The following is a 25,601-nucleotide window of genomic DNA, read 5'->3' on the forward strand; positions in this document are numbered from 1 at the left end:
TTGATGTAAAAACATAGAAAAGACACCCTGAAATCCTTTAGAATTAATTTGGCTAACCAATTCATAAGAGGATTCAAGATGTCTTATACTCAGCTTATCAAAGATACCCTAAATATTCTAGACCTAACTATCTATTTCGAGGAAAATTGTTTAACCAAAGAAAGATATAAAGGGCAAATTTGCTTGATTTACAAAGGTACTCTTCAATACACGCCCGAAGAGTGTCCTCATTGTCTTTGTGTCGTCCCCTCTAAGATTATTCGTTGGGGGACGACAACCGTCCGGTTGTTATTAAATGAAGTGTCTGAATATCGGACCTATCTGGAATTGAAGAAACAACGATTTAAATGTAAGACTTGCCAACGCACCTTCGTAGCGGATAGCTCTGTCGCTGAGAAACACTGTTTTATTAGTCAAAAAGTTTGTTGGTCTGTCGTTACTCGCTTAAAAGAGAATACTTCGATGACGGAAATTGCTCGTCAGAAAAATATTTCCACTTCTTCGGTTTATCGTGTCATGAAGAGATTTTACCGCCCATTGAACCCTTTCAAACAGACTTTACCAAAGATCTTATGCTTTGATGAATTCAAATCAGTTCGAAGTGTCGCAAGTGCCATGAGTTTTATTATGATGGATGGACAAAGGCACGAACTACTAGACATTGTTGAAAATCGACGATTGCCTTATTTAGAACGCTATTTTTCTCGGTTTTCTTTAGCGACTCGAAAAGTCGTTGAATTCATTGTTATTGATATGTATGCGCCTTATGTTTCATTGGTTAAAAAGCTTTTACCAAGCTGTCACTTTTCTATTTAAATGGCAAAAATTTTTAGTAATAAATGACAAAAGCTACCAATTTTTTGGTAGCTTTTTATATACCTACCACTAAACTATCTCTTGCTGCTTCGACAACTTCTACAGTAATCTTATCCATTTGATTGATTCTTAAAATACGATCAATCTGTGCAAATAAACGATGAATAAGCCTAAAATTTCCTTTTGTAATTTTAATGATAGTTGTGATAGCCTCATAATCAGAAAAATCTTCTAACTTAATATCAATTCCTAAGTCTGACCATTTGTATTCCAAAATATGATGTGTTTCATCCTTACTAAGGTTATCAAATTCATGCGCAAATCCTATGCGAGAGTAAAGTTGCGGATAACGAGACAACCTTTTTTCAATACCAGGCATACCGATAAGAACCATTGCCAGATCATTTCTATCATAAATATCTCTTAGCTGTTCTAAATGCTGAAGCTTTAAACGATCAATTTCATCGACAATAATTAAATCAATTGCTTCATAGGTTTTAGGCACAGAAGGATATTCTTGATTGTATTTTAATACCATATGCATTGCTTTAGTCAGACCTATTCTACTAGTTATTGTGTTAATATCAGAACTGACACGAGACATCTTTTCAGCTGGTGCAGTATAAAAAACTTTATTTACACTTAATATTTCATCTGTTGCATTTTTTCCAATATCATCAGCACGATGATAGGCAATTTGCTTTTCTATATTATCCCAGTTACAGTAATACCTTGAAGATAATGTTTTACCTACGCCAGGAGCACCATAGCAAATTCCAATATACTTATATTTAATACATGCGTCACAAAATTCAGCAAATCGTTTATATTCTTTTGTTTCAATAAAGGTTTTATTCATTATAGTACCTCTTTAAAGCTGATTTCTTAGGTGGGTTAGTTATTTCTTCATACTTTTTCTCTTCAATTAATAATTCTACAGAACTTGGTACTTGTATCTTTTGTTTTAATAATTTTTTTCGTTTATTTCTAGCAAAAATTAAATCATCCATATTGATTTCATAATTTGAAATATCTGGAGAAATGGCATTACAAAGAAACCGATTCTTATAAAATACTCTAATTTCTGCCAAATCATTTGGCGTATAACGGATTAAAACAGGTTCTCCAACAAACGCAGATAAATTAGGATTAGTATATCGTAATCCTTGGAAATGAATTCCATCAGAGTGGACTTTTCGAGTTTTGGGAATTTCTAATAACAATAAATATATAAACTTAGCTGTGACAAACTCGATTGACATTGCCGATCAATTCTTAAAGACCACTTCAATACCTACTACGATTCTTGGAGGAACTTTAAATAGAGAAAGCCGTTCAGTTACTGGTGGATACCCAATCTGGGAATTAACTAAGTATCGGTTTGATAGTTCTTTCTTAAGTTGTGCGGGTATAAATAATCAGGGAATCTATTATGCCCATGAAGAAGATATCGCAATGAAACAGGCAGTTAGAGAGAAAAGTAATAAAGTCGTATTACTATGTGATCATACAAAAATTAATTTATCACACAATTACCTTGTCTACTCGTTTGAAGAAATTGATTATTTGATAACTGATAAAAAAATTCCTGAAGAATTAGTCGTTAGAATAGGAAAGAGCAAAATCATCTACACAAAGGAGAATAGCTATGATTAAAACGATATTATTTGATGTTGATGGAACGATTATTGATACAGAATATGTTATGACATATTCTCTGCAAAAAACATTGCGTGAAGAATTAGAGAAGGAAATCCCGATTAAAGAATTACATTATATTTTAGGTATTCCTGGAAGAGAAGCTATTAAAAAGTTTGTAAATACTGAAGAAGAAGAGGAAACTCTCTTATCAAAATGGGGTGAAAACGTACTTTTATTAGCAGACAATGCCCAAGTTTTTCCGCATATAGAAGAAACATTACAGACATTGCATGTAAAAGGAATTCAATTAGGACTTGTCACATCTAAAACAAAAGAAGAAATGAAAAATGAGTTTGATCGATTTAATTTAAATCTATATTTTGATATACAAATTACAGCTTCAGATACTAAGTTGCATAAACCTTTTCCGGATCCCATACAAAAGGCAATTGATGAATTGGGCATAAAAAAAGCAGAAACGATTTATATTGGTGATTCATTATATGACATGCAAAGTGCGAAAGCTTGTGGGATAGCATTTGGTTTAGCTAAATGGGGAGCCAAAAATATAGAAAAATTTCAAAGTATAGATATAATTATTGATTCTCCTCAAGAAATACTTGATTTGTTAGAAAAATAGACAAAGAGCGTGAGATAAGGATAGGGTCTCACGCTCTTTGTTTTTCGCCATTTAAAGATTGAAATTTTTGCCATTTAAAAAGAAAAGTGACATCAATTTTTCACTTCAAAGGAGTTTTTTAAATAAAATTGGTTAAAACTTGGAGCTGCGTTTTTTTATATGAGGAAAATTTCAAGCGCTAGCAGAGTATAATTTTACTATTCAAACGCAAGTGTATAGAAAATTATAGTTTTCTATATAGTTAGATTTTTATAAGTTATATCTGGATCAATAAGAACTATGGAGTATTTAATTGTAATGGTCCACCAATATGTGGAGAAATATACTAAATTGAAATTTTCAGTTATGGTATAATGTTTATGCTGTCTGCTACCCCGGCCTATTCTGGCAAGGGGAGGAGGTTGTATAATGAATTACCTTTTCGATATGTTTTTTGCAATTGTAGCAAAAGTAATCGCGCATTACATCTGTAAATGGCTTGATTGCAAAATTATTGCCAAAAAAGACAGTAAGCCTACCGGTTAATCTGAAAAGAACGTAAAAGAAAACCACTAGCCCGCCAGCTAGTGGTTTTTGGTGTATAATGAATTATCTTTTCGTTAAAACAATTATACCATATCTATTAATAATTACAATCAACTAAATACAATAGATAAAGTTTGTTTTTTGCAATTGCGACAGAAGTAGCAGCCCCTACATCTGTAAATAGCTTGATTGCAGAATTGTCAAAAAAGACAGTAAGCCTATCCGTTGATCTGAAAAGAACGTAAAAGAAAGCCACTGGCTCGACCGCTAGTGACCTTCGGTCGTAATATGAACCTGTTTTTAATAATTTTATCATAGCATATATTCTGTTAATTGTAATCAGGCAAATACTTATTTGTAAACTTACAAACAAGTGCAATTTTCAAGTCTACTCTTTTAAATAGCTATAGCAAAACAAGTTAATAAATTACCCCTCAACATCTGCTTAGATTTTTAGGCTAAATTATGTGTTCTTTGGTTATTGCTCTCCCCTTCTTACTCTCTTAAACACTTAACTAGTTACATTCACTTATTTTCAATTATTTAATTATATAGAAAGAACAATCTTTCTATATAATTAAATAAAAAAACTCTAAAAGATTTTTTTGGAGGATCAATCTTATTTAGATAAATTCAACTTTTAATTCTTTCCCCATAGCATGAGCAATTGCTGATAGCTTCTCAAAAGATACGTTATCCCCACGTTCAATTCGAGCGATAGTTGCTTGAGTGGTCTCTGCACGTTCAGCTAGTTCAACTTGTGTTAGTCCCGCCTCTTCTCTTGCTTTATATAGTGCTATAGCAGTTTGCAGTTTCTCCCCTTCACTCTGATAAGCTTCTGCAAAGGCGGTATCTTTTTTCATATCTTTAATTAAATCATCTATCTTCATTTTCAAACCATTCCTTTCTTAATTCCTTTGCATGATCTATTTCTTTTTTGGGCGTTTTTTCTGACTTTTTTGTAAAACCATGTGTGATTACATATCGCCCATTTTCAACATGAAAATATAACCCTCTTTGAATATTTGAACCAACTTTACTTCTCAATTCATATAAATTGGTATCTATTTTTTTAACCCATTTTAAACGTTGTGCGACTAACAGGCCATTTACTTCTGTTTCTTTGATAGTTCTTAATAATTTTGCACGATCTTTAATAGGCAAAGCGGTAACCCACTCTAAAAATTCATCATGTCCATTTGGTCGTTTATAAGTTTCGAATTCTATCTTCTCCATGCACTTATTATATCATATATTTTATTTATTTCGATTTTTGTGTATAAATTAATTGACAAGCAGCTTTCTAATTGGTATAGTCCGATTATAGAGTTACTTCTCTCCCCTACTCTTTGAAAGGATGAATATAATGAAAAATACGGAAATATATATAAAAATAGATGAAATATTGCTTCATATGCCAGCTTATATAAAAGATTTTGTTCAGGAACGTGAGGATAAAGATCAATCTCCTCGTACAACGCTAGAATACTTGAAAAATTATAAACTCTTTTATAATTGGTTATTGGGCGAAGCTATTGTTGCTGATACTTCTATCGCATCAATAAAGCAATTAACAGCCTATGATTTAAATCTATATAAGTCCCACTTGAAGCGTCGCGCAAAAGAAAATGTCAAAAAAGAATCCACTAAATCTCAACTTGAAGACAATAATAACTTGGGCTTATCGATCCCTACTATTAACCGAAACATCACGGCACTAAAAGTTTTGTTTAAGTACCTTTCTACGAGCTCGAATAATCCTTTAGGAAAGCCATATTTAGAAAAAAATCCTATGGACCAAGTATCTACTATTGCAGATAAAACAACTTTAGCTGCACGTGCAAATGCTATAGAGAAAAAATTATTTTTAGAAGATGATACGCAAAACTATTTGGATTATATCGCAGTGGATTATAAGAACACTTTGAGTAAAAGAGCGTTAGTTTATTATCAAAGAGATATTGAAAGAGATCTTGCCATAAATGCTCTTATTTTAGGGTCTGGATTGAGATTATCAGAAGTTGTAAATATTAATTTGGAAGATCTATCTTTAGAGAAGAACAATGTCGTAGTGACTAGAAAAGGAAATAAAAGAGATGCTGTGAATATAGCAGCTTTTGCTATGGAATACATAGCAAATTATTTAGCCATTCGAAAAGAACGGTATAAAGCTTCAGACGATGAAAAAGCCTTTTTCCTAACAATCTATCAAGGAGAAGCAAAACGAATCTCAGGGATTGCTATAGAAAGAATGGTAGCAAAATATTCGAAAGGCTTCAGGGTCCAAGTCAGTCCCCACAAACTACGTCATACGTTGGCCACTAGACTCTATCAACAAACCAATTCTTTAGTACTTACGGCACAACAATTAGGACACTCTAGTACTAATACAACAACTTTGTATACCCATATAGACAACGCAGCTACGATTGATGCTTTGAACGCTTTATAGATGTAGTAAACAAGTATAATAATGAAGCTTGCCTCTAAAATTAGACAAAAACCTAACTTTAGAGACAAGCTTTACTACCGTTTTTATATTACTAAACTACCAGTTGCCAATCAGAATAACTGATATAAAATCTCTTAAATAAAGCTTGAAAAATCAAGAAAAAAATTGTGATTGTTAAAATACTATGCAATTAATAAACCAGTCCACAATACTAACATAATAAAAGGAGAAGTATTCTTATTTCCCTCAACAATAAATGAAGACTTTTTTATTGTTAATAGTTTATTTTTCGATTATTGGATATGAGACTCGCATTCAGAAACCATAGAAAAAAATGTATATGTTTTAAATATAAGATGAGCGTTATAACTTGTGACTGTAAGTTATTTGTTATTTAAAGTTAGGGACAGTGCCAATTGTTTTAATTTCAAAGGCTTTTTTTATATCTTCTAAATTAGAAGATATTTGTTTATCAATATGGACTATATTACCTTTTTTATATTTTCTTATATTGTCTTTAGCTAAAACATTAAATACATATCTTTGAAATTGTATCGAGTTAGCAGGATTTAATTTAAACTGAGGAACTTTCACCACAGCTGATTCAAAACATTTGTCACACTTTTTTATTTTTTTACCTTTGTAAAAATATTCGATTGAATAATCTATTTGACACGACTCATTTGGTAGGATATGTATGTCAATGTTTTTCATCTGTTTCATAGGTATTTCAAAATCCAAAGTATTAAAAACATATAATTCTCTGTAATTATTTACATCTAACTCTACTAAATTTGTCTTTGGAATAATAGAACCTCCGCCCATTCCTCCATAATAATCATTATCAACTACAATATTTTGTTCTATCTCTGGTATTCTATTATAAATGTTACTAAAAGTTTTAAATACTTCCAAAAATTCAGTTATCTTCATTCATCTTACCTTCTAAGTTTTCATTATAGTTATTTAATTATACACGAAAAAACTAATATCTAAATTATCCTCCCAATTTAAATCCACGCAACGAAGCACCTATCTCATCTTCGGTAATTCCGATATATCTTTTTGTAATTGCTTGAGAACTGTGATTGAAAATGAACATTAAGGTAGCAATGTCTTTCGTTCTCTTATAATAATGATACCCGAAAGTTTTTCGTAAAGTGTGTGTCCCTATATCTGTTCTTTCTAGCTTCTTGGCTACATCAGCATAGATTTGATACACGCGATCTCTAGTGATATGCCCTCCCTGCTGCCTGCTTGGAAACAACCATTCATGATTTTCTTTTCCTTCAGTGTAAATTGAAATTTCTTCTCTTAAATTATCTATAAAAATTGGCTTTCTCTTCCCTGTTTTTTGTTCGACAATTACAGGCTTATCTATTCCACAAATGTCCCCTACCCTAAGTTTTATAATATCAGACATTCGCAAACCATTATTTATCCCAAATAGAAACAAAAAGCTATCACGTTCAGCGTAAGTTGTTCTTCGTAGCCAGAATTGAAAATCTTGAATCTCTTCCATCGTTCGCAGCGGTTGAACATTATAGTTCAAATTGTTCACCTTCTTAAAAATATTCTGAGTTCTTTATTTTAGTTATATATTAGCATAATCATAAACTGATAGATACTAAGATTTAAAAGTCAATAAAATCAATGATATGAGTTTATGATTTTATATCATTTCAGTAACTCAGAATATTCTGGAAATAATAAGCAAAAAAAGTATTTTTTCTCAGGAGCATTCTGAGCGCGTTTCAGATTTTTTTTGAGGAATTACCCAAATAAGGCCTTAAAATGCACGTAGATAAATTGAGATTTTAGTCAGCATTCTAATGGTTAAATTTGCTACTTTTATTATAGAGTAAACATTTAAGTAGATTTGTCGTAATTGCAAAAAAGTTTTATAGTGATGCTTCCCTATTTATAAATCAGTTTCTATATTATCTATTAGGTCGTTCTAATAGTAATATATTATGTTACTGTTACTTAAATATTTTTATTGATCCAATACAAAAACAAATAACATACTACCTTAATGCGCAATTAAGGTAGTATGTTATTTTGGTTTGGAATACAATTCTAGATACTGTATGTGAAAAGATTGGGACGGCAAATAGCATAAAGCTCAGGAAGGTGGCGATGTTTTAAATATTATTGGTAAGAGATAATGTACTACTTTAATCAATAAGATACTACCATAATTACGAATTAAAGTAGTAGTTTATTAGTGTTCGTGGTATAATTTCAATTATTCTGATTGAAAATCAAATAGATATTTTAGCTATGTCTATAAATTTTACCATGTATATTAATAGCAATGTTGTTAGTTTTAAATATTTAAAGAGATAGAGAATATTAAATTATGTGGCATATAAAAGACCATATGTAACGATAGGACGCTCTAAATATTAGGTTAACATACATAATATACTACCCTAATCTACAATTAAGGTAGTACATTATGTACGTTATATAGAACTTTAAAAGAGGTTTAAAAACCTTGATATACAGCGGAAAGAGCTTTTTGCATATAAAAAAATAAGATACTACCACAATTATTGATCATGGTAGTACATTATTAATGTTTATAGTTCATTCCCCAACTATCATGTAGGAATGTTTCAGTCTCTTGTTCGATTTCTTCTACTGTGCGAATGATAGTACCATCTGTGTCTATTTCAGGAATTGTAGGTTTCTTTTCTCTAAACAATTCAATATCACGCATAACATTATTAAAAAGATCTTGTTTATCTTCTTGTGTCAAATGCTGCTTGATATACTCATCAAGTGCTTTTCTTAATAACTCATCCCTAGTAAGATTTGTTTCATATTTTTCGACCATTACTCTAGAGGTAGCATTCAGTAGTGGTGATAGTTTCAGTGGCATTTGAGCAGAAAATGAACGATCAAATTTTCTTATCGGGGCCCCTACCCCTTTTGATTTTTTTGGAGAAACTGTTTTTTTGGTTGATCTTTTTGGTGATTGAACAGAATCTGTAACGTTGACTTTTTGGGCTTCAATAGTTTCTTTACTAGCAACAATGGCACTTTCACCAGCAGTTGTTGAATCAACGGAATTTTTTTTTGATTCTTTTCTTGCAGCATTTCCAGCTCGTATCTTATTTAAACCTTTATTTGGCTTAAAGATACCTAGATCTTTTATATCAGCCATTGGATCCCCCTCCTACTCGTACCAAGTTTCATGTTCAACAAGTTCATCATATATATTGATAAAAAGTTCATGAGAACGTCTATCCCACTGTTTTAGCTTACCAGCTTTAGTCAACTCCATAGTTATTCCTGATCCATCATAACGTTTTAATCTTGCATTTTTAAGTACTACATTTTTTAATAGATGATCTCCGTAAATTTTTTTAGCCTGTGCATACATTTCTTGATCTACGGCATCTCCACTCTCAAGCATAAAAGGAATGACTCCAGCAACCTTTAAAGTTGTGTCAAATTCATCAACAAAGAAGTCCATGTATTCTAAGTATTGCATAGCATTTCGCATAGATTTTACTTGTGTTTGCAAGACAACAATCGCGAAGTCAGCTATATACATTGCGGATTTACTATAAACAGAAATTGAAGGAGGTACGTCCAGATAAATCACGTCAAATTTTTCTAATAAAGGTGCCAATCTTTTTTCCATGTAAAGAAGTTTATCTGAAGAATCTGAAAACTGGTCTTTGATCCAATCATCGTAAAGTTCAAAACTCATATCAGCTGGTAATATATATAGATTATCTACTACTTTATATACAGCTTTTTCTGGATCAACGCGAGTATCATTGTCTACTACCTTATCCCAGTTGACTTTCCCATTTTCTTCCAATCCTAGTTCTAGAGGAGGCGTTCCAACAAGAACGTCAGTAATTGTATATTGATAATCTAACGGTTCACCATCTCCACCACCATCCTCAACTGGAAAATTCATATGGGTTAAACTCATAACATCTGATGTATTCCCTTGCATATCCAAATCGATGATTAATGTTTTTTGTTTTTTTGCCACGGCAGATTCAAAACCTAACATTTGGGCGCAAGTGCTTTTTCCAACGCCACCTTTAAAGTTACCAATTACAAATTTTTTGGACAATCTCTATCACTCCTTTATCTATTATCTACTACCTTTTTTAATATTATAACATACTACTTTAATTAAATCTATAAAATATGATACGTACTACCTTATTATTTTTAAATTATAAAATATATAAAGAAAGCTTATTTCAAGACATAAATCTGTAATAATTTAATAAATAAAGGTCATAAATAATAGTAATTTGTTTATCTACTACCTTTTTAGTATTTGGAATCAAATGATCAGTTATACTTTAATGAATTAATAAAAAGCATATGTTTCCTAAAAGGATAAATATATATATATCAAGTATGTCATAATATTTTGTCGCCTATCCTACAGTTTTGCGACTGAATGGAGGTGTAACTTGCGCTTAAAAATATCATTTGTCCCCTTCTTGTAGGGTTGTTAGTAGCAACGTACGATTATTGGCTGAATAATCGTAACAAGAAGTAAAACCACAAAAGGCGACATCAGCTCACAAAAAAGCCCCTAGAGAATCCCACTTCTCTAGGGGCTTCGTGCAACTTGTGCTTATATCATTTGTACGTTTATTATACCACATGCTAATAAAATTAGCTAATTTTATTAGCTAACATAAATTCTATTAAAAACAGATCTTAATTAGATGTATGTTTTATGAATCTCCTAATTTTATATTTCTGACCTTTTAAACATTAATAGTATATTTCAGAGGTCACGCGTTGCAAAGAATGAATAGATAAAAATTGACACTCTACTTCTAAAGTGATAATAGTATCAAAGTAATAAACGACTAGTGTAATTTTTCATAAACATCTATTATATACTACCTAATATTTACAAAAAATTTTTTGGTAGTAATTAATTTTGTTCCTTACTAAATAAAGGTAGTAATTAATGTTTATTAAAGGTAGTACATTATAAAACATTATTTTAATTGTAGTAGTATATAATAGATTAAATTAGTAGTACGCAATTATAATAAAGGTAGTATTTAATAGGTAATAAAGGTAGTATATTATACTATTATTAAAGGTAGTACTTAATTGTAAAAATAGTATTTTATTTATTAACTACAAAAAACAAGTAGCTACATTATATATGTAACCGTATTATTTAGAAAATATATGTGAAACATATGTGAAAAAATAAATACCTACTACGTTAATTAATAGGAGAATTAACGTAGTAGGTATTCTATATTTAAAGTAGTAGGTAATTGCTATTTGAACACATTTTGGTAGTAGATATTACAATACAAAGGTAGTACATAATTAATTTAATATGTTAGAAAGAGTAGTACATTAATGTATATTAAGGTAGTAACTAATATATAAATAGAATTAATTAAGGTAGTAACTATTTTTTTTTAAGAAGAAAAATACTTGTACATAATGTTATCTTCCTCTATTCTTAATATAAATATAAAAAGAAAAGTGATATGTGGTTAAGAAGAATAACTTGCTATAGGTCAAGAAGAAGCTTTTTGAAAAAATATAAAAGAATATCTTGAGCTATTTAGATGAAACGAATTTATTAGATACTTAAAAAAACAAAGGCACTCAAAAAACTATTTACAAAGCATTATAACAAGTGCTATCGTTATAGATAAGAACAATTATAAAAAACAAAAAAAGAGACGGAAATAGTTGATTTTACCAGAATCAATTATTTCTGAATCACATGGATAAGACATGTGTTCACGCTCGTCTCAAGAATATGTAAGTAGCTACCGACTACTTATATTAAAAGTTGATCGGAATACCTTTTCCGATTGTCTTTATTCTATCAAAAAATGACGAGCAACTCAACAGAAGAACGTTTATTTAGTGTATTTAAATTAAATATTCTTAAACACTGAGGAGAGAACACATATTATGGCTGAGATTAAAGCTAAATTGTGTTCTCTTTTTGTTTGGGAAAGGACGTTACAATCGATGTTGAGCGAAATTTATTCAGCTATTCTTAAAAATGGCTTACGTACATACAAATATCGAAACAGCACCATGAAACCTGTAGATTATATTGATTCTAGCAGAAATGGTGCTATCTTTGCGTACCGTAGTAAACAATTAATGAATGGTGGACGTGGTATGGTAATTACGTCTGAAGAAGCGATTTTTGAAAACGAACAAAAGCTAACGCATTGGACACCTAATGTGTATTGTTATGGGACATATGCGGATGAGTATCGAACAGTGGTTAAAGGCCATTCTGAGAAAAACTTAAGCCAAATCAACACATTTCTAGTTGATATCGATTCAAAAGAGAATCATCAAGGCGAAATTATTTTAGCCTGCCTAGATCAAGTGGGTTACATGCCAACGCTAATTTTAGAATCTGAACATGGTTATCAAATCTATTTTGTATTAAAGACACCAGGTTATGTTACAAAGAAAAGCAATTTCAAGGTAATTGATGTAGCAAAAAAAATCTCCAAAACGATTCGTCTACAGTTGGCTGAAAAATTATCTGGAGTGGATCTAGGATGTAACCATTTCGGAATTGCTCGATTCCCACAAGAAAATAATGTTGTTTTTCAAGAAATGAACTATCAGTATTCTTTTGCTGATTGGATTCAATGGTCGATGAAGCTTGAATCAGATCAAAAAACAAAAGAAGATCGAGAACGAAAACTAATTGTCTTTCCTGAGAAAAAAGAAATTCGTCAAGTAGATGAACCGTGGTTCGATATGTTACTTCATAAAGCAAACATTATCGGCGGAGAAGGACGTCTTGGTCGAAATAACGTGATTTTCACACTCTCTTTAGCTTATTACTCTTCAGGCTATGCACTGGATACCTGCGAATACAATATGTTCGCATTCAATGAACGGTTACAAGAACCGCTACCTGAAGCAGAATTAGTAAAAATTGTACGCAGTGCTTATTCTGGTAACTATCAGGCAGCAAGTAGAGAATTCATTATTGAATTGTGTCAGCAATGGGTTTCACCAACCCTAAAAAATAATGACCTGTTCATTCAACGGCGTGGCTGGTGGAAATTTAAAAAACCACGAGATCAAAGAAAATATAGTCATAAAAATGAATGGAAAGAAGATTTATTGGCTTATCTAAGCGAAAAAATTCTTGCTAGTGAGCCTTATTTGAGTCTGTCAAAAAAAGAGTTGGCTTCAGAACTAAACATGCCTAAGCGAACACTTGATAAAATCTTAAACGAGTTACGAGAGGAAAATAAAGTCTTCTACAAAGTAACGCGAGGAAGAAATGGCGGAATGATCATTGCTGCAGTCAAAACGTTGTTCACGAGGGTTATTCAACTAAGTAAAGAAATGAGATTAGCTTATTCGACAAGGATCACAGAGGTGTTCGGACTAAATGGGAGCTTAGTAGAAGAGACATTTAGCCAATTATCAGAGCCCTTAACTCCTCTTAAAGAAGTGCCTCTTTTTGAAGTAGATACGGGTTAAAAAATAAAAGGTGCAAATTGCCTTATACAATATATCTATGATACTTTTGTGGGTGTTGCTGCCTTTGCCTAGCTACGTGTAGGTGGTATACTTATCACTGCGTATGCAGTTTTGTGTGGCTTGGAGGACTTACTATGTTGATAAAAAATTATGTCTATTCACATCCAGTTAATGTGTTTATCATTGGTCGTTTGGGATTATCTGTAGAATTGTTTTGTGAACTTTATGGTTTTAAGCAGGGGACGTTGTCTTCTTGGGTTACTAGGGAAAAAACAGTTGCTACTTTGCCGATTGAGTTTCTTCATGCGTTGTCATTAGCTTGTGGGGAGACTATGGATCAGGTATATGATTGCTTGTGTGTGTTAGAGCAAGAATATGTTGAGTTTAAAAAGGCTAATAAACCAAAGAAAAGGAAAAAGTATATTCAGAAATAGTTTTTATTTACTTAATGTTGAGGAAGGTATTCCTGCTAAGTTTAAGAAAAAATCAAAAGCAGCGTTTGAAGACTTACTAACAGTTCGAACGGAAAAATGGCTAGAGTAGTTTATATAAAATGCTCATGTTCCTAAAAAAGACGGTCAATATCAAATTAGAATTTTTTTATAATTCTAATTTGATTACAAATATTACAAAGTAATAGTTGTTGTTTCGGAATTTTAAGATTAAAAGTTTATGATAAAAATCACAAACGTAGGTTTTAAAGTCATAAACGTAAGGTTGACTGATTGTTTTTGGCTTAAAAAAAAATAGGGAACTAGTGTTTGCATATGAGTTTTTTTGAGTTATAATAATTCATGAAGAGAGGTAATTAAATTATTTACGCAAGCTGAAAAGCCTGATATTACTTCTTTTCAGGCAGTGCTGCTAATATTCATTTACATTTTTTTGTATAATTTTAGTTGTTTTAAATTTAATTGTCTGCTATGCTTGTGACGAATTGATTTTCGTTCTGCACTTTTGGACGATCAATTGGGACAATTGAAAATACAAAAAAAAGAAAGGCCCTGTGAGACTCGGAAGGCTGGTAACCTTCGTCGACGTCCACAGGTGGCATTAAGACTTGCCCCTTAATGCGTTTACCTTTCAGTGTTACGGTACTACCCGCAACGGACTTTAGTATAACAGATATTCAAAAGTGATACTACTTTTTTGGCTTTATTAAGGTTAAAAATACGTGATATTATGATGGATTATGTCAAGGTATAATGTTATAAAAATGTCTGTGTGGTTCTTTGCCGTATGACGAACGCTGAAATTAGAGGGAACGCATGTTTGGATGCGTTCCTTCTTTTTTGTTTGTCATGAACGAAAATCAATTCTCTATTTTTGACAAATAACAAGAAAAACTTGTTAAAAATATTTAAAGTAAGTGGGTGGATTATTTTATGTCATATACAGGAATTTTGAGTCTCGAAGATATTTGTCACTACGGTAAACGGTGTACTGCTACAGAGAAAATCACGAAGAAACTATCAACTGGCCAAAATAAAACCGTTGTGCAGTGTAAGAAATATATAATCCAAAAAGACAAAGTCTCAGAGGAAATGATTTATTACGTTGGTAAACAAAAGCAAATAATTTTAAAAGATCCTATCCCTTTAAAAGAGCTATATCCAGCAATCAAACATGTTTATGACCAAAACGGTGTACTGATTGGTCGAAGAAAAAATGGAGTCTTGCGTTGTACCGCAAAAGGGATGGGGCGTTTAATCAGCTGAATTGATCATTCTCATAACTTGTATTTTATCGTTTTTCGCTTGCTTGAAAATATTGTCGAGACTTCTAGAGGAACTTAGAATCACTAGAAAAATAAGGAGTAGACTTGATCTATCAACAATTCCTTTCGGGGAGTGACGGGGTAGGTTTTTACGATTGGTAACGTAAAAAATTGGTCAATCGAGTAAATGCCCTTGTTTGGATAGTGGTGAAATGAATTTGTGTAAATAATATGCACAGAGTAAACAAGAGGGAATTTAGAAGTTAGACAAGTTAGAATAGCGCCTAGATTAATCATGAGCAGCTACTAAGGGATCTAGGCTTTGACGCAAACTCATGGAATAAGGAGTAGGTCTTCTCGTAATGGGGAGGACGCACAAGAAATTGTGTCGTGTGCTGCAGTACATGTAGATACTTGCGAGGACGTTGGTCATTGGATCAATCGAGCATTTACCGATTTCTACTAGGGTTTCTCGTTTCGGACGCCATAAACGAGTCGATATTTTTTATGTATTTTTAAGTAAACGAAAAACGATAAAATATGAACGAGTCCTGAATAAAGTGAAAAAATTGATATAAAACATAGAGAAAATGAAATTTACGTAATGGAGGAATGACAAATGAAAAATTATGATCCGAATATACGATTGGGCACACATACTATTAAGGTTTCTTTCCAACGTTGGGATTACAAAGGTTTTGTGACGTTTAGAAGAGGCGGAAATTGTAAAGGATTAGATGTTATAGCATTAGACGAGGATGATTTATACGATCAAAAATTGACTGATAATCCAATTGGATTCGGCTTGCTACCTGAAGATGATGAAGGTAATGAATGGTTTAAAATGACGCTTACGAATGATAATGGAGACGAATTATCTGTTGAAGATACTTGGTTATATTTGAGTGATTATATTGTCAGCGTTGAAATCATTGAATTTGTAGCGGATAAAGAAGAATAAAAACTGGAGGAATAAATTTTACAGATAAAGGCTTAGAAGGAGTCACGACGAATAATAAAAAGGTAATATTACCTTAGGCATTGAGTAAGGAATTTATTTAGGAGGAAAATTAGATGGCGCGACCAGTTTTAGAGGCGATGGATATGGATACTTTGACAAAAGGAAGGTATGTACAGCTGTTAGCTCGTGGTTATTCACCTAAAGATGTATTCAAATCCCTGTCTAAAGGAACAGATATGGAAAAAGAAAGATTACGAAAAGAATTCGATTATTGGAGAACCCATAATGGAATCAAGGATTTGAAACCAGCACGGCCAGTAATTAAACGAAAGAAAAAGATAACCCAAGACTGAAGTGTAGAGCGTATGTGATCATAGGCTTTTTTATTTTTGCAAAAAACAAGGAAGATAGGAAAACTCATGAATTATGAAGAAATCAAAAACAGAAAAAAAGTGTCGAAAGAAATGGAAGAAAAGTTGCTAAAAACGATGAAACAAAAACACCTTAAAAGATTATCTGTCATGCAATATATCAATGACATGCTGATAACAGGAAAGGAAAAAGCCTGCTTGTTGGGGTCAATGAAAAATTTTGAACAGTTGAGGCGAACTTATGTAAAAACAAGTTCCAATTGCCAACTATTATTAGAAGTTTCTTGACGATTATGATATGAAAATGATCGATTATGATGTGGCATTGTTATTGAATAAAAAGAATAGTAAAATTTAACGTGGTTTATCTTGGTTAGATGTAGGTAAATTAATTTAAATATAGAAGGTAGATAGATGAATAAAAACAATAAAACTTTATTTAATCCTTACGTGGGCGTAATCATTGTTTTTCTACTTTTTAGTTATTTTGTTTATCAAGGTTATCAAAAGGATAAAATCGCTGAAAGAGTAGATAGTGTAACAAAAACAATCCATATTCAGGAACAGGCTAAAACCTATCAAGATAATTTGACCAGTTTAACGGATATTTCTAAGAGACAACTGATTACTAATCAAAAACAGGCATTAGAAAAGGATCTCAAAGGTGAAATTGCTGGAAAATTTGTTTTTTCTTCTACAGGATTTATTCTCCCTATTTTTCAAGGAGCGAATAGCGACACGCTTAGTTTAGGAGTAGCTTCTACTTATTATCCAGATACTGAAATGGGAAATGGAAATTATATTCTTGCTGGTTATAACGTAGATACACCAAGTGTTTTATTATCCGATATGACTGATTTATCTGAAGGAGAAGAAATTGATCTAATCGATGCTCATTACAAGTATCAGTATGAAGTCTCCAAAAGAGGAAAAATTTCTGATTACAGCCAGGTAGTTCAATCTAAGGAAAACAATTCCTTTTTATCCTTGCCAAAAGCAGGTAAAAAACCACTACTCACACTGTTAGCCTTTCAAGCAAATAATATGAAAAAGTGCGATGTGATCCAGTGTGAATTAGTCAATGTAGAAAAAATCAATAAATAAGGGAAGTGAGTCACATTCAAGAACTTGTAGAAAAATTGATCAATAAAATGAGTGCCATTTTTCTGTTACTGTTGGTATCCATTCTATATTTAATATGGACGGTGGGGTTAAATCCTCCTACGATATTATTTATTTATGATAATGCTGCACAGTTAGTGACGTTTTTCGTAGGCTGTTTGTTTCTTTTGAATCTGTACAAGGTAAAGAGAAACGATCTATTCTTCATTGCAGCAGGCATTCTTTTTTACCTTTTCTTTTCTTTTTTTAGAAGCTACCGAGGAGATACTTTCTATGGTGATCTGATCGTTCCGACAATTATTGCTATTATTTTGATTGTAAAATGGACGGAATTTACTGTAATTGATCGTAGCTTGTATCTTGTAGTATTCTATGTCTTTTTACTCGTAACGGTTTATCGAGTATTTACTGAGATACCAGTACCAGAAGGACAAAGTATTTGGAATCCCTCGAACAAATTATCAGATATTTGGATCAATACAAATACGATAGGTAGTTCTTTAATGACATTAGCCCTTCTTATCACAGGATTTGCTAGTTCATTTGGAAAATGGTACATGCGATTGCTATCATTACCAGCGTTGATCCTTGCTGGGGCAACGATTTGGGTTTGCCAATCGAAAGCAGCATTATACGCGCTGGTTATCTTCATTATCTTAGAAATTTTACCTAAGAAGATTTTTCGAAACACACACTTGTCCTTTTGGATGTATGCAGCAGTTTCAGTTTTAGCTTTACCGATTTCCTATTTTGCTGCAATGTCAGACAAAGTTCACTTATTTACAGGACGAGAAGAAATTTGGCACAAATTCTATGAAATATTAGGCGAAAAAACAGGACAAATATTTGTAGGGATGAAACCTTTCTTTTTCCATAGAGGAAATCAGATTCTAGGTAATCATAATACGTATCACGCACTCGTCAATCACTATGGATTGATTGGTTTTGTTCTATCGATTATTCTTTTGCTTAGTTTCTTATGGTTGCTCGTAAGAAAATGTGAGCTGACAAATGGACAACTAACATTCTTGTGGGCTTTTTTAGCGATCATGTGTCAATCATTCATGGAAGAAACATTAACTACAATCAGTTGGGTACCAATTGTGTTCTTAATGTTAGCAATGGCTACACACCAATATAAAACCACCAGATAAATGAAATAGAATAGTAATAAGAGAAAACACTTTTTCGTTGTGAAAAAGTGTTTTTTGTTTTGTCTGAAAGGAGGCAGATGGATGAAAAAATGGTTATTTGGTTTTTTAGGAGTCGATTTAATCGTCTTTTGCAGTGTGTTTGGCTATGTTAGCTACCAAAAACATGAAGGAGAGGTGTTTAAGCAAAATATAGAAAAAAAGATGCACGTAGATCAAATCAATGCACATGCAAAGAGTTATAAGGAGGATGCAACGAACGTCAATAATGATATGTCTTTGGGGCAAATGTTGTCCATACAAAAAGAAGCAATCGAAATGGGCGTCAATAAACAAGTATTTGCACAAATTCAGATTCCTGCACTTGGTTTAGCATTGCCGATTTTTAAAGGGGCAAATCAATACACTTTGAGTCTTGGAGCGGCTACTTATTTTTATGAAGATGCCGAAATGGGCAAAGGAAACTATGTCCTAGCAGGTCATAACATGGAAATGCCAGGTGTTTTATTTTCTGATATTCAAAAGTTGTCATTAGGGGAGGTGATGGACTTAGTTAGTAACGATGGCGTCTATCGTTACAAGGTAACGCGTAAATTTATCGTACCTGAGTACTTTAAATTAATCGATGGCGTTCCTGAAGAGAACTCTTTCTTGTCTTTGCCAAAGAAAGGAGAGAAACCCTTATTAACGTTGTTTACTTGTGTTTATACGTCACAAGGAAAAGAAAGATACGTGGTACAGGGAGAGCTACAATAACAAGGTTTTAATCAACGCAAGTCGTTGAAATATGAAATGAGGAGATAAAAAAATGGCAATAAATCGGTATGTAAAAAAAGCTGGAATGCTTGTTGGAATGTTAGGAATCATTGCAAGCTGCTTTCAGGGGTATCAAGCACATGCAGAAGATGTCACGCAAAAAACGCCACCAGAGAAGGTCAATATCACGGTTCATAAATTAATGTACGATCAAGGAACGCAATTGAATGTTGATATTGACGGGATCAAAAACGATGGTTATACGCACGATCAATATCCTACAGGTGTAACGAAATACAACAAGGCAGATTATGGTGATGTTGAGTTTACGTTAGGAAATATTACGGATCAAGTATTACCGACTGAAGATTCTGATCTAACCAACGCGAAAGTGGATGAAATCGTTAAAGATGTAGAAGACAAGGGATCTAACAGTGAATACGTCAAGAATGCAACCAACAAAATTACTTCAGCTGTAGATGAAAATGGTGAGATCACTTTTGCTGATCAACCAGCCTATGTTAATTCCAAAGGGAATGTATATGTGGTTTATGAAAGTAAATCCGCTGCTGGATTAGTCACACAAAAAGCAAAACCAATGGTTGTGATTGCGCCAATGACTGATAATACAGGTTCAGGTTTTTTAAAAGACATTCACTTATATCCTAAAAATATTGTTTCTAAGTTGAGTTTTGAATTAACGAAATTTGGTGACGATGGCACAGCTCAAAGCAAACAAACACCTTTAAAAGGGGCAAAATTTGAGTTATACAAGGGCGAACCTGGAAAAGGAACAAAATTAGGAGATCTTGTATCGGATGATCAAGGAAAGCTGACTACTACTGATTTGACGTTAGGAAAATACTATTTTGTGGAAGTTCCTTCAGAAGTTGTAGTGGGATCAGATAAAGAACCAACAGCAGATCAATATTTATTAGGCGCAGACGCTCGCAACGATGCGCACAATAAATTAACCTTTGAAATTACGAATGATGGCGTGACAAGTGACTTAAAAGCTTCATACGTAAACTATAAAGCACCAGTGATCGATAAAACAGTAACAAATGGAACAGGACAAGAACATTCTTTCCAAATTGGTGACGCAGTAAATTATCAAGGAACGATTCATATCCCAACAGACATTGCAGGCGGAGCAGACGGTATCACAGTAAACGGCGTGAAAAGCGAAACTTCTCCTTACAGTGTATTTAAATGGGGGGATGTAGCAGGACAAGGACTTTCTTATGTCGCTGCTAAAGCAAATATCAAAGTAACAAATAAAAATGGATCTGTGGTATTAAAAGAAAATACAGATTATAAAATCCAAAATTCAGAAAATGGCTTTGTGATCGATTTTATCGTGAATAATGGCCAAGTAAGTGATACTGTCGCAAGTTTACACGGACAAGATCTTCAAATGACTTATAACATGTATGTAAATGACAGCGCAGCTGTTGCCAATCCATTAACAAATAGCGTGGATTTCGTTTATAACAACAATCCATTTAATCAGGAAGAACACCACGAAAAAACGAAAGCTGACGTTGTGACTTATGGCGCAAAATTCTTAAAAGTCGATAGCGGACTATTTGGAACAGGAATCAAAGCAACACCGCTTGAAGGCGCAGAATTTGCTGCTAAAAACGCAGAAGGAAAATATTATGGTGGATTAGTTGATACGGATAAAGACGGTGTCAAAGAAGCAGTATGGGTGGACGATGTAGCAAATGCAGCGATCCTAAAATCAGATAAAGAAGGTCACTTTGAAATCACTGGTTTAACTGAAGGTGAATATTCACTGGAAGAAACAAAAGCGCCTGAAAACTATCAAAAATTAACGAAAGAGATCTCTTTCAAAGTAGACAAAGATTCATACAAAGAAGAAAACCGAATCACGATCAAAAACAATCAAAAAGCTTCCGTACCAATGACCGGTAGCAACGGTTTTCAAACGTATGTATTAATCTCTTGCTTGTTGCTAGGAGCAGGGGCACTTTCTGCAGTTGTTTACTTTAAGAAGAAAGCCTAGAAGGATCAAAACCAATGATTATCAGGAAGCCTAAGAAAAAGCGAATCATGGGTAAATGGATCATTGCTTTCTGGTTACTTTCAGCTGTAGGTGTCTTACTTTTGATGCCTGCTGAAGCGAGCGTGGCGAAATACCAACAAAATCAGCAGATTGCCGCAATCGATCGAACAGGAACGGCAGCAGAAACGGATTCTTCTTTGGATGTTGCTAAGATTGAGTTAGGCGATCCCGTTGGTATTCTTAAAATTCCAAGTATTTCTTTAAAACTACCAATTTATGACGGAACGTCCGACAAAATTTTAGAAAATGGTGTAGGTATTACGGAAGGAACTGGTGATATTACAGGAGGAAACGGTAAAAATCCTTTAATCGCAGGTCATAGTGGACTTTACAAAGATAATCTTTTTGATGATTTACCTTCAGTAAAAAAAGGAGAAAAGTTTTATATCAAAGTTGATGGTGAGCAGCACGCTTATCAAATCGATCGGATTGAGGAAGTGCAAAAAGACAAACTACAAAGAAACTTTGTCACTTACTTAGAACCAAATCCCAATGAAGATCGAGTAACGCTAATGACATGTACGCCTAAGGGAATCAACACACACCGTTTTCTAGTGTATGGGAAACGAGTAACCTTTACAAAATCAGAATTAAAAGATGAAGAAAATAAGAAACAAAAATTATCTTGGAAATGGCTTTTAGGAAGTACTGTTTTTCTTTCAGTCATGATTATTGGTTCGCTATTTGTTTATAAAAAGAAAAAATAAAGGAGGGTAACCAACATGAGAAATAGAAAATGGCTATTTGTTTGTGCAGCCGCTCTTTTTTCTTTCACTGCCTACACACAGTTGACGGTTGCAGACAGTCAAGAAAGCACGGATAGCACAGAACAAACGATGCAAACGTCAGATAGCAGCACGATTCAAAGCAGCGATGAAACCGTCGATTCGTCAACAGTTGATTCTTCAGAAGAACCTAAAATTGCTGAGGACGATCAAATAGTCAAACAGACCATTCACGTTCAAAAGATTATTTCTTCCGAACAATTAGACAACCAGGGGCAAAAGCTTGAAAAACAAGAAGGAGTAAATGGCGCGAAGTTTTCTGTTTATGATGTATCGGACATTTTACAAAAGATGGATGTTAAGGATCTCTCAACTGATCAAATTGAATCCCAATTAAAAGATCGAGTGAAAAAACTGTCCAGTGATCAATTGAAGCTAGTTTCTAATGGAGAAACAAAGACAATTGATCAACAAACAGGTGTCTTTGAATTCTCGGTAGAAGTACAGGCAAATCAGAAACAAGCTTATTATATTGTCAATGAATCAAGTCCTGAAAACATTTCTAATAGCGAGGATATTTTGCTATTAACACCTGTTTCTGATAAAAACGGTGAATTCTTAAAGGATGTGTGGATTTATCCTAAATCAGAAGCTTCGCAACCTAAAGAAGAAGTTAAAAAAATCGTTTCTACTGGCGTAAAGAAAAACTTCTTTGAGAATTGTTGGGATTTTGTTACTCACTTGTTTTCTAGAGATTAAGGAAGAAATAAGATGAAACTGATCAAATTATTATTATTCAATCTTTCTTGTTTAACCGCAGTCTTTTTGTACTGCGGTTTATTATTTTCTCAACTATCTATTTTGCCAAGCTACCAACTATACCTAATGAGGATTTTAAACATACCAGCTGCTTCCATGCCGCTAGATATTATGGAAAAGCTCATTAGGAATCCATTATTTACTACGATCAATTTGATCGTTATTGTCGGAATTTCACTAGTCATTTATAAAAAAGAGGGGATGAAGGGATGAATTTTAAACACTCGTGGACAAGACGGTTAAAATATGTTTTTCCCATAATGATGATGTTAGGTACATTGTTTGGGTTAAAAACAGCCAATGTCTTTGCTGAAAAAGTTATTGTCGATCCGTCAAATCCAATCCAGAACGTAAAGAATAATTTTATTATTCCAAAAGATGTACCTAATACAAAAACAAATATTACTGTAAGCGGAGCGTCCAAAGTTTACAAATATCATGTTGATGCCAACAAAGGTGGTTTTACAGACGACTACGTAGGATTAGTGGAGGGAAACAAAAATATACGCTATCCTTCTTTCCAAAAAGAATACGGTGAAACAAACCTTGTTTTAGAAGGCGTAACAACCAACACCAAAGTCAATATTGACTATGGAAAAATCGGTACGTATAACGGGAAAAAAGTCAATATCAAGCTAGTTTTATCTAATATTCACTTATACTCGGATACGTTGCCGTGGAATCTACTAGATAATAACTATACAAAAACTCATTTTCGAGACGATGGCTATAAAAATACGAATGGTGCAATGAGTAAATCTAAAAAAAGAACAGTACTTTGGATCTCAGACAATCTTTTCTCAGGAATTGTTTACCATTCAACACAAATGAATGTGCAGTTAGTAGCCACATATGAGGACGGTAACCCCGTTCAATTTTCAGGAGACACGTTTATCAGTTTTAACTCTTTGAACCCTGCAGGAGGAAAAAGCACGGATCTTAAAGGAGAATATGCCCACTATGACAAAATGAATACGACAGATTGGTATGTCAGAAAAGATACGGTTCTTTCAGAATTTAAATCTTTCTACAACAATCTGAACGTGGTAGGTGGCCACCCAGGAGGAAGCTCTAAGCTGACACAAGCGGATAATGATTTCAATAATTTGCATGATAAATTAGGAGATCCGAAGTTTGGTCAAGGTACTGTGTCCTTTAAAATATCTGAAGCAAATCCGACGTTTGTGATTGGTTCTTCTAATGTTCAAACCTGGTTTACTTTATCTTCTGCGACAATCTTTAGTGTTGTTCCTGATCAACCTGAAAAAACAGGGGTTGATAAAAATGGAAATAACGTGAACGATAAAATGTTGCAAGTAGGAGACACGATTCAATATCGAATCAAACAGAAGGTGAATCGATTAGGAGTGGATTTACTAGCGGTTTACGATCGATTTGAGTTAATCGATAATTTACCAAAAGAAGTAGATTACGTCGATGCACACGTTGAAAGTGGTACAAATAAAAAGTTCGATATCTCTGGTGAAGTAATCTATGACAAAACAAAACACCAGGTAAAATATGCAGCGAAAGCTGATACATTAAAAAACCGAATGAAGTATAACGGCGAAACTTACGAATTAGTGATCAACGTAAAAGTTAATGAATTGGCCAATCAAAATAGTGTAGCCAAAAATCAGGGAACGTCGATCATTAATAAAGTAGAAAAGGATACAAATATCATTACCGTTTATTTCCCTAAAATTCCAGTGAAAGAAGTACAACAAAATGGAAAAGATGTAAACGGACGAAATGACGGTAAGAAGGGTACGCCGACAGCTCCTTTAAACGCAGGATCTGAAGTACAATATCTAGTCACACAAAAATGGCACACAAAAGGCGTAGACGCTGTGTCAGATCACTACAAGCAATTTAGTATTCAAGATCCAATTGAAGCTCGTTTGACATACAAAGAAGGTTCTGCGCAAGTGATCGATAAGAGTACAGAAAAAGATATTACTTCTGAAGGCACACTAACCTATGATAGCAATTCAAGAACGCTGAAGTGGGAAGCTTCCGCTGACTTCTTAAGTAACAATCTTTTAGACGGACGAGAAATTCAACTGATATTTACAGCTAGAACCCCACTACAATCAGAAAAAAATATTGATAACCAAGCCGTAGTAGCAGTAGATAATGTTTCTAATAAAACAAACGTTGTGACAATTGGTGTTGATCCTAACTTGCCACAAGTTATTGTTCCTAAAACAGGTTCTACACATTTAGTAACAACTTTAGTGGTCAGCTTACTATTACTTGTGTTAGCTCCTTTTAGTTATGTGGTTCTTAAGTTTAATTAATAAAAAAACAAGGCTG

At 33.2% G+C, this 25,601-nt stretch carries 25 protein-coding genes and 2 pseudogenes; 19 read left to right on the forward strand and 8 right to left on the reverse strand.

The genetic code is table 11. The features are described 5' to 3' along the window. Positions 1-78 precede the first annotated feature (78 nt). Positions 79-795 (forward strand): annotated as a pseudogene (locus AB3I42_RS12735) (transposase); the annotation flags it as partial. A 76-nt stretch (positions 796-871) separates the two neighbouring features. Here AB3I42_RS12735 and AB3I42_RS12740 read toward each other — a convergent pair. Beyond that, the gene (locus AB3I42_RS12740) at positions 872-1,675 is read right to left on the reverse strand and encodes an AAA family ATPase (protein ID WP_081123835.1); all 804 of its coding nucleotides are present in this window, start codon (positions 1,673-1,675) and stop codon (positions 872-874) included. Further along, positions 1,668-2,078 carry a Mu transposase C-terminal domain-containing protein gene (locus AB3I42_RS12745; RefSeq protein ID WP_081129177.1) on the reverse strand — a complete coding sequence of 137 codons (411 nt, stop codon included), beginning with the start codon at positions 2,076-2,078 and terminating at the stop codon, positions 1,668-1,670. The genes AB3I42_RS12740 and AB3I42_RS12745 overlap by 8 nt, the downstream gene beginning before the upstream one ends. Here AB3I42_RS12745 and AB3I42_RS12750 point away from each other — a divergent pair. After that, positions 2,038-2,472, forward strand: a pseudogene (locus AB3I42_RS12750) (DeoR/GlpR transcriptional regulator); the annotation flags it as partial. The gene AB3I42_RS12745 and the pseudogene AB3I42_RS12750 sit on opposite strands and share 41 nt — an antisense overlap. Next, positions 2,465-3,097 carry an HAD family hydrolase gene (locus AB3I42_RS12755; protein ID WP_081129176.1) on the forward strand — a complete coding sequence of 211 codons (633 nt, stop codon included), beginning with the start codon at positions 2,465-2,467 and terminating at the stop codon, positions 3,095-3,097. The pseudogene AB3I42_RS12750 and the gene AB3I42_RS12755, both read left to right, overlap by 8 nt. 1,148 nt (positions 3,098-4,245) lie before the next feature. Here the strand turns inward: AB3I42_RS12755 and AB3I42_RS12760 are convergent. Then, positions 4,246-4,512, reverse strand: a complete 267-nt coding sequence (locus tag AB3I42_RS12760; RefSeq protein ID WP_010738094.1) for a helix-turn-helix domain-containing protein — start codon at positions 4,510-4,512, stop codon at positions 4,246-4,248. After that, on the reverse strand, positions 4,499-4,858 hold the full coding sequence (locus AB3I42_RS12765; protein WP_081129174.1) for a type II toxin-antitoxin system RelE/ParE family toxin: 360 nt from the start codon (positions 4,856-4,858) through the stop codon (positions 4,499-4,501). The genes AB3I42_RS12760 and AB3I42_RS12765 overlap by 14 nt, the downstream gene beginning before the upstream one ends. Positions 4,859-4,988: 130 nt before the next feature. On the opposite strand from AB3I42_RS12765, the gene xerS reads away from it, so the two are divergent. After that, entirely contained in the window at positions 4,989-6,074 is a 1,086-nt protein-coding gene (gene xerS / locus AB3I42_RS12770; protein ID WP_081129172.1) for a tyrosine recombinase XerS, read from the forward strand. Positions 6,075-6,464: 390 nt separating this feature from the next. On the opposite strand, the gene AB3I42_RS12775 is transcribed toward xerS, so the two are convergent. The 4 genes from AB3I42_RS12775 to AB3I42_RS12790 all read right to left on the reverse strand — a co-directional run bounded on the left by AB3I42_RS12775 (position 6,465) and on the right by AB3I42_RS12790 (position 10,176). Next, entirely contained in the window at positions 6,465-7,007 is a 543-nt protein-coding gene (locus AB3I42_RS12775) for a hypothetical protein (RefSeq protein WP_081129171.1), read from the reverse strand. A 64-nt stretch (positions 7,008-7,071) separates the two neighbouring features. After that, on the reverse strand, positions 7,072-7,626 hold the full coding sequence (locus AB3I42_RS12780; protein ID WP_081129169.1) for a tyrosine-type recombinase/integrase: 555 nt from the start codon (positions 7,624-7,626) through the stop codon (positions 7,072-7,074). A 1,026-nt stretch (positions 7,627-8,652) separates the two neighbouring features. Beyond that, entirely contained in the window at positions 8,653-9,246 is a 594-nt protein-coding gene (locus tag AB3I42_RS12785) for a hypothetical protein (protein ID WP_128427787.1), read from the reverse strand. Between the two features lie 12 nt (positions 9,247-9,258). Then, on the reverse strand, positions 9,259-10,176 hold the full coding sequence (locus AB3I42_RS12790) for a ParA family protein (protein ID WP_368022537.1): 918 nt from the start codon (positions 10,174-10,176) through the stop codon (positions 9,259-9,261). A gap of 369 nt (positions 10,177-10,545) precedes the next feature. Between AB3I42_RS12790 and AB3I42_RS12795 the strand changes: the two genes are divergently transcribed. The 15 genes from AB3I42_RS12795 (at position 10,546) to AB3I42_RS12865 (ending at position 25,585) form a co-directional block, all read left to right on the forward strand. Then, entirely contained in the window at positions 10,546-10,617 is a 72-nt protein-coding gene (locus tag AB3I42_RS12795; protein WP_368022546.1) for a type I toxin-antitoxin system Fst family toxin, read from the forward strand. Positions 10,618-12,080: 1,463 nt separating this feature from the next. Continuing rightward, positions 12,081-13,574: a primase C-terminal domain-containing protein gene (locus AB3I42_RS12800; protein ID WP_181934775.1), complete on the forward strand. Its 1,494-nt coding sequence runs from the start codon at positions 12,081-12,083 to the stop codon at positions 13,572-13,574. Between the two features lie 134 nt (positions 13,575-13,708). Beyond that, positions 13,709-14,008, forward strand: coding sequence for a type III secretion system protein PrgN (locus AB3I42_RS12805; RefSeq protein WP_128427489.1), 300 nt, complete (start codon positions 13,709-13,711; stop codon positions 14,006-14,008). A gap of 951 nt (positions 14,009-14,959) precedes the next feature. Next, positions 14,960-15,292 carry a type IV conjugative transfer system protein TraE gene (gene traE / locus AB3I42_RS12810; protein ID WP_094940037.1) on the forward strand — a complete coding sequence of 111 codons (333 nt, stop codon included), beginning with the start codon at positions 14,960-14,962 and terminating at the stop codon, positions 15,290-15,292. 618 nt (positions 15,293-15,910) lie between these two features. Further along, the gene (locus AB3I42_RS12815; protein WP_181934764.1) at positions 15,911-16,252 is read left to right on the forward strand and encodes a DUF5406 family protein; all 342 of its coding nucleotides are present in this window, start codon (positions 15,911-15,913) and stop codon (positions 16,250-16,252) included. 113 nt (positions 16,253-16,365) lie between these two features. Beyond that, a complete protein-coding gene (locus AB3I42_RS12820) occupies positions 16,366-16,605 on the forward strand; it encodes a hypothetical protein (protein ID WP_002299885.1) in 240 nt (79 codons plus the stop codon). Positions 16,606-16,671: 66 nt separating this feature from the next. Next, positions 16,672-16,911 carry a hypothetical protein gene (locus tag AB3I42_RS12825; RefSeq protein ID WP_368022538.1) on the forward strand — a complete coding sequence of 80 codons (240 nt, stop codon included), beginning with the start codon at positions 16,672-16,674 and terminating at the stop codon, positions 16,909-16,911. 126 nt (positions 16,912-17,037) lie between these two features. After that, positions 17,038-17,727, forward strand: coding sequence for a sortase (locus AB3I42_RS12830; RefSeq protein ID WP_368022539.1), 690 nt, complete (start codon positions 17,038-17,040; stop codon positions 17,725-17,727). Between the two features lie 5 nt (positions 17,728-17,732). After that, entirely contained in the window at positions 17,733-18,899 is a 1,167-nt protein-coding gene (locus AB3I42_RS12835; protein WP_181934763.1) for an EpaQ family protein, read from the forward strand. A gap of 81 nt (positions 18,900-18,980) precedes the next feature. Beyond that, a complete protein-coding gene (locus tag AB3I42_RS12840; RefSeq protein ID WP_181934762.1) occupies positions 18,981-19,652 on the forward strand; it encodes a class A sortase in 672 nt (223 codons plus the stop codon). Between the two features lie 52 nt (positions 19,653-19,704). Continuing rightward, positions 19,705-21,681 (forward strand): SpaA isopeptide-forming pilin-related protein, encoded by a 1,977-nt coding sequence (locus AB3I42_RS12845; RefSeq protein ID WP_181934761.1) that lies wholly within the window; start codon positions 19,705-19,707, stop codon positions 21,679-21,681. 14 nt (positions 21,682-21,695) lie between these two features. Then, positions 21,696-22,448, forward strand: a complete 753-nt coding sequence (locus AB3I42_RS12850) for a class C sortase (protein ID WP_081129548.1) — start codon at positions 21,696-21,698, stop codon at positions 22,446-22,448. A 15-nt stretch (positions 22,449-22,463) separates the two neighbouring features. Further along, positions 22,464-23,225 (forward strand): pilin N-terminal domain-containing protein, encoded by a 762-nt coding sequence (locus AB3I42_RS12855; RefSeq protein ID WP_128427483.1) that lies wholly within the window; start codon positions 22,464-22,466, stop codon positions 23,223-23,225. 12 nt (positions 23,226-23,237) lie between these two features. Then, positions 23,238-23,498, forward strand: coding sequence for a hypothetical protein (locus AB3I42_RS12860; protein WP_002293489.1), 261 nt, complete (start codon positions 23,238-23,240; stop codon positions 23,496-23,498). Continuing rightward, positions 23,495-25,585 (forward strand): isopeptide-forming domain-containing fimbrial protein, encoded by a 2,091-nt coding sequence (locus AB3I42_RS12865; protein ID WP_181934760.1) that lies wholly within the window; start codon positions 23,495-23,497, stop codon positions 25,583-25,585. Before AB3I42_RS12860 ends, AB3I42_RS12865 begins: the two co-directional genes overlap by 4 nt. Positions 25,586-25,601: the final 16 nt, after the last annotated feature.

This window comes from Enterococcus sp. C53 (assembly GCF_040887425.1).
In the GTDB taxonomy this organism is placed as follows: domain Bacteria; phylum Bacillota; class Bacilli; order Lactobacillales; family Enterococcaceae; genus Enterococcus_B; species Enterococcus_B hirae.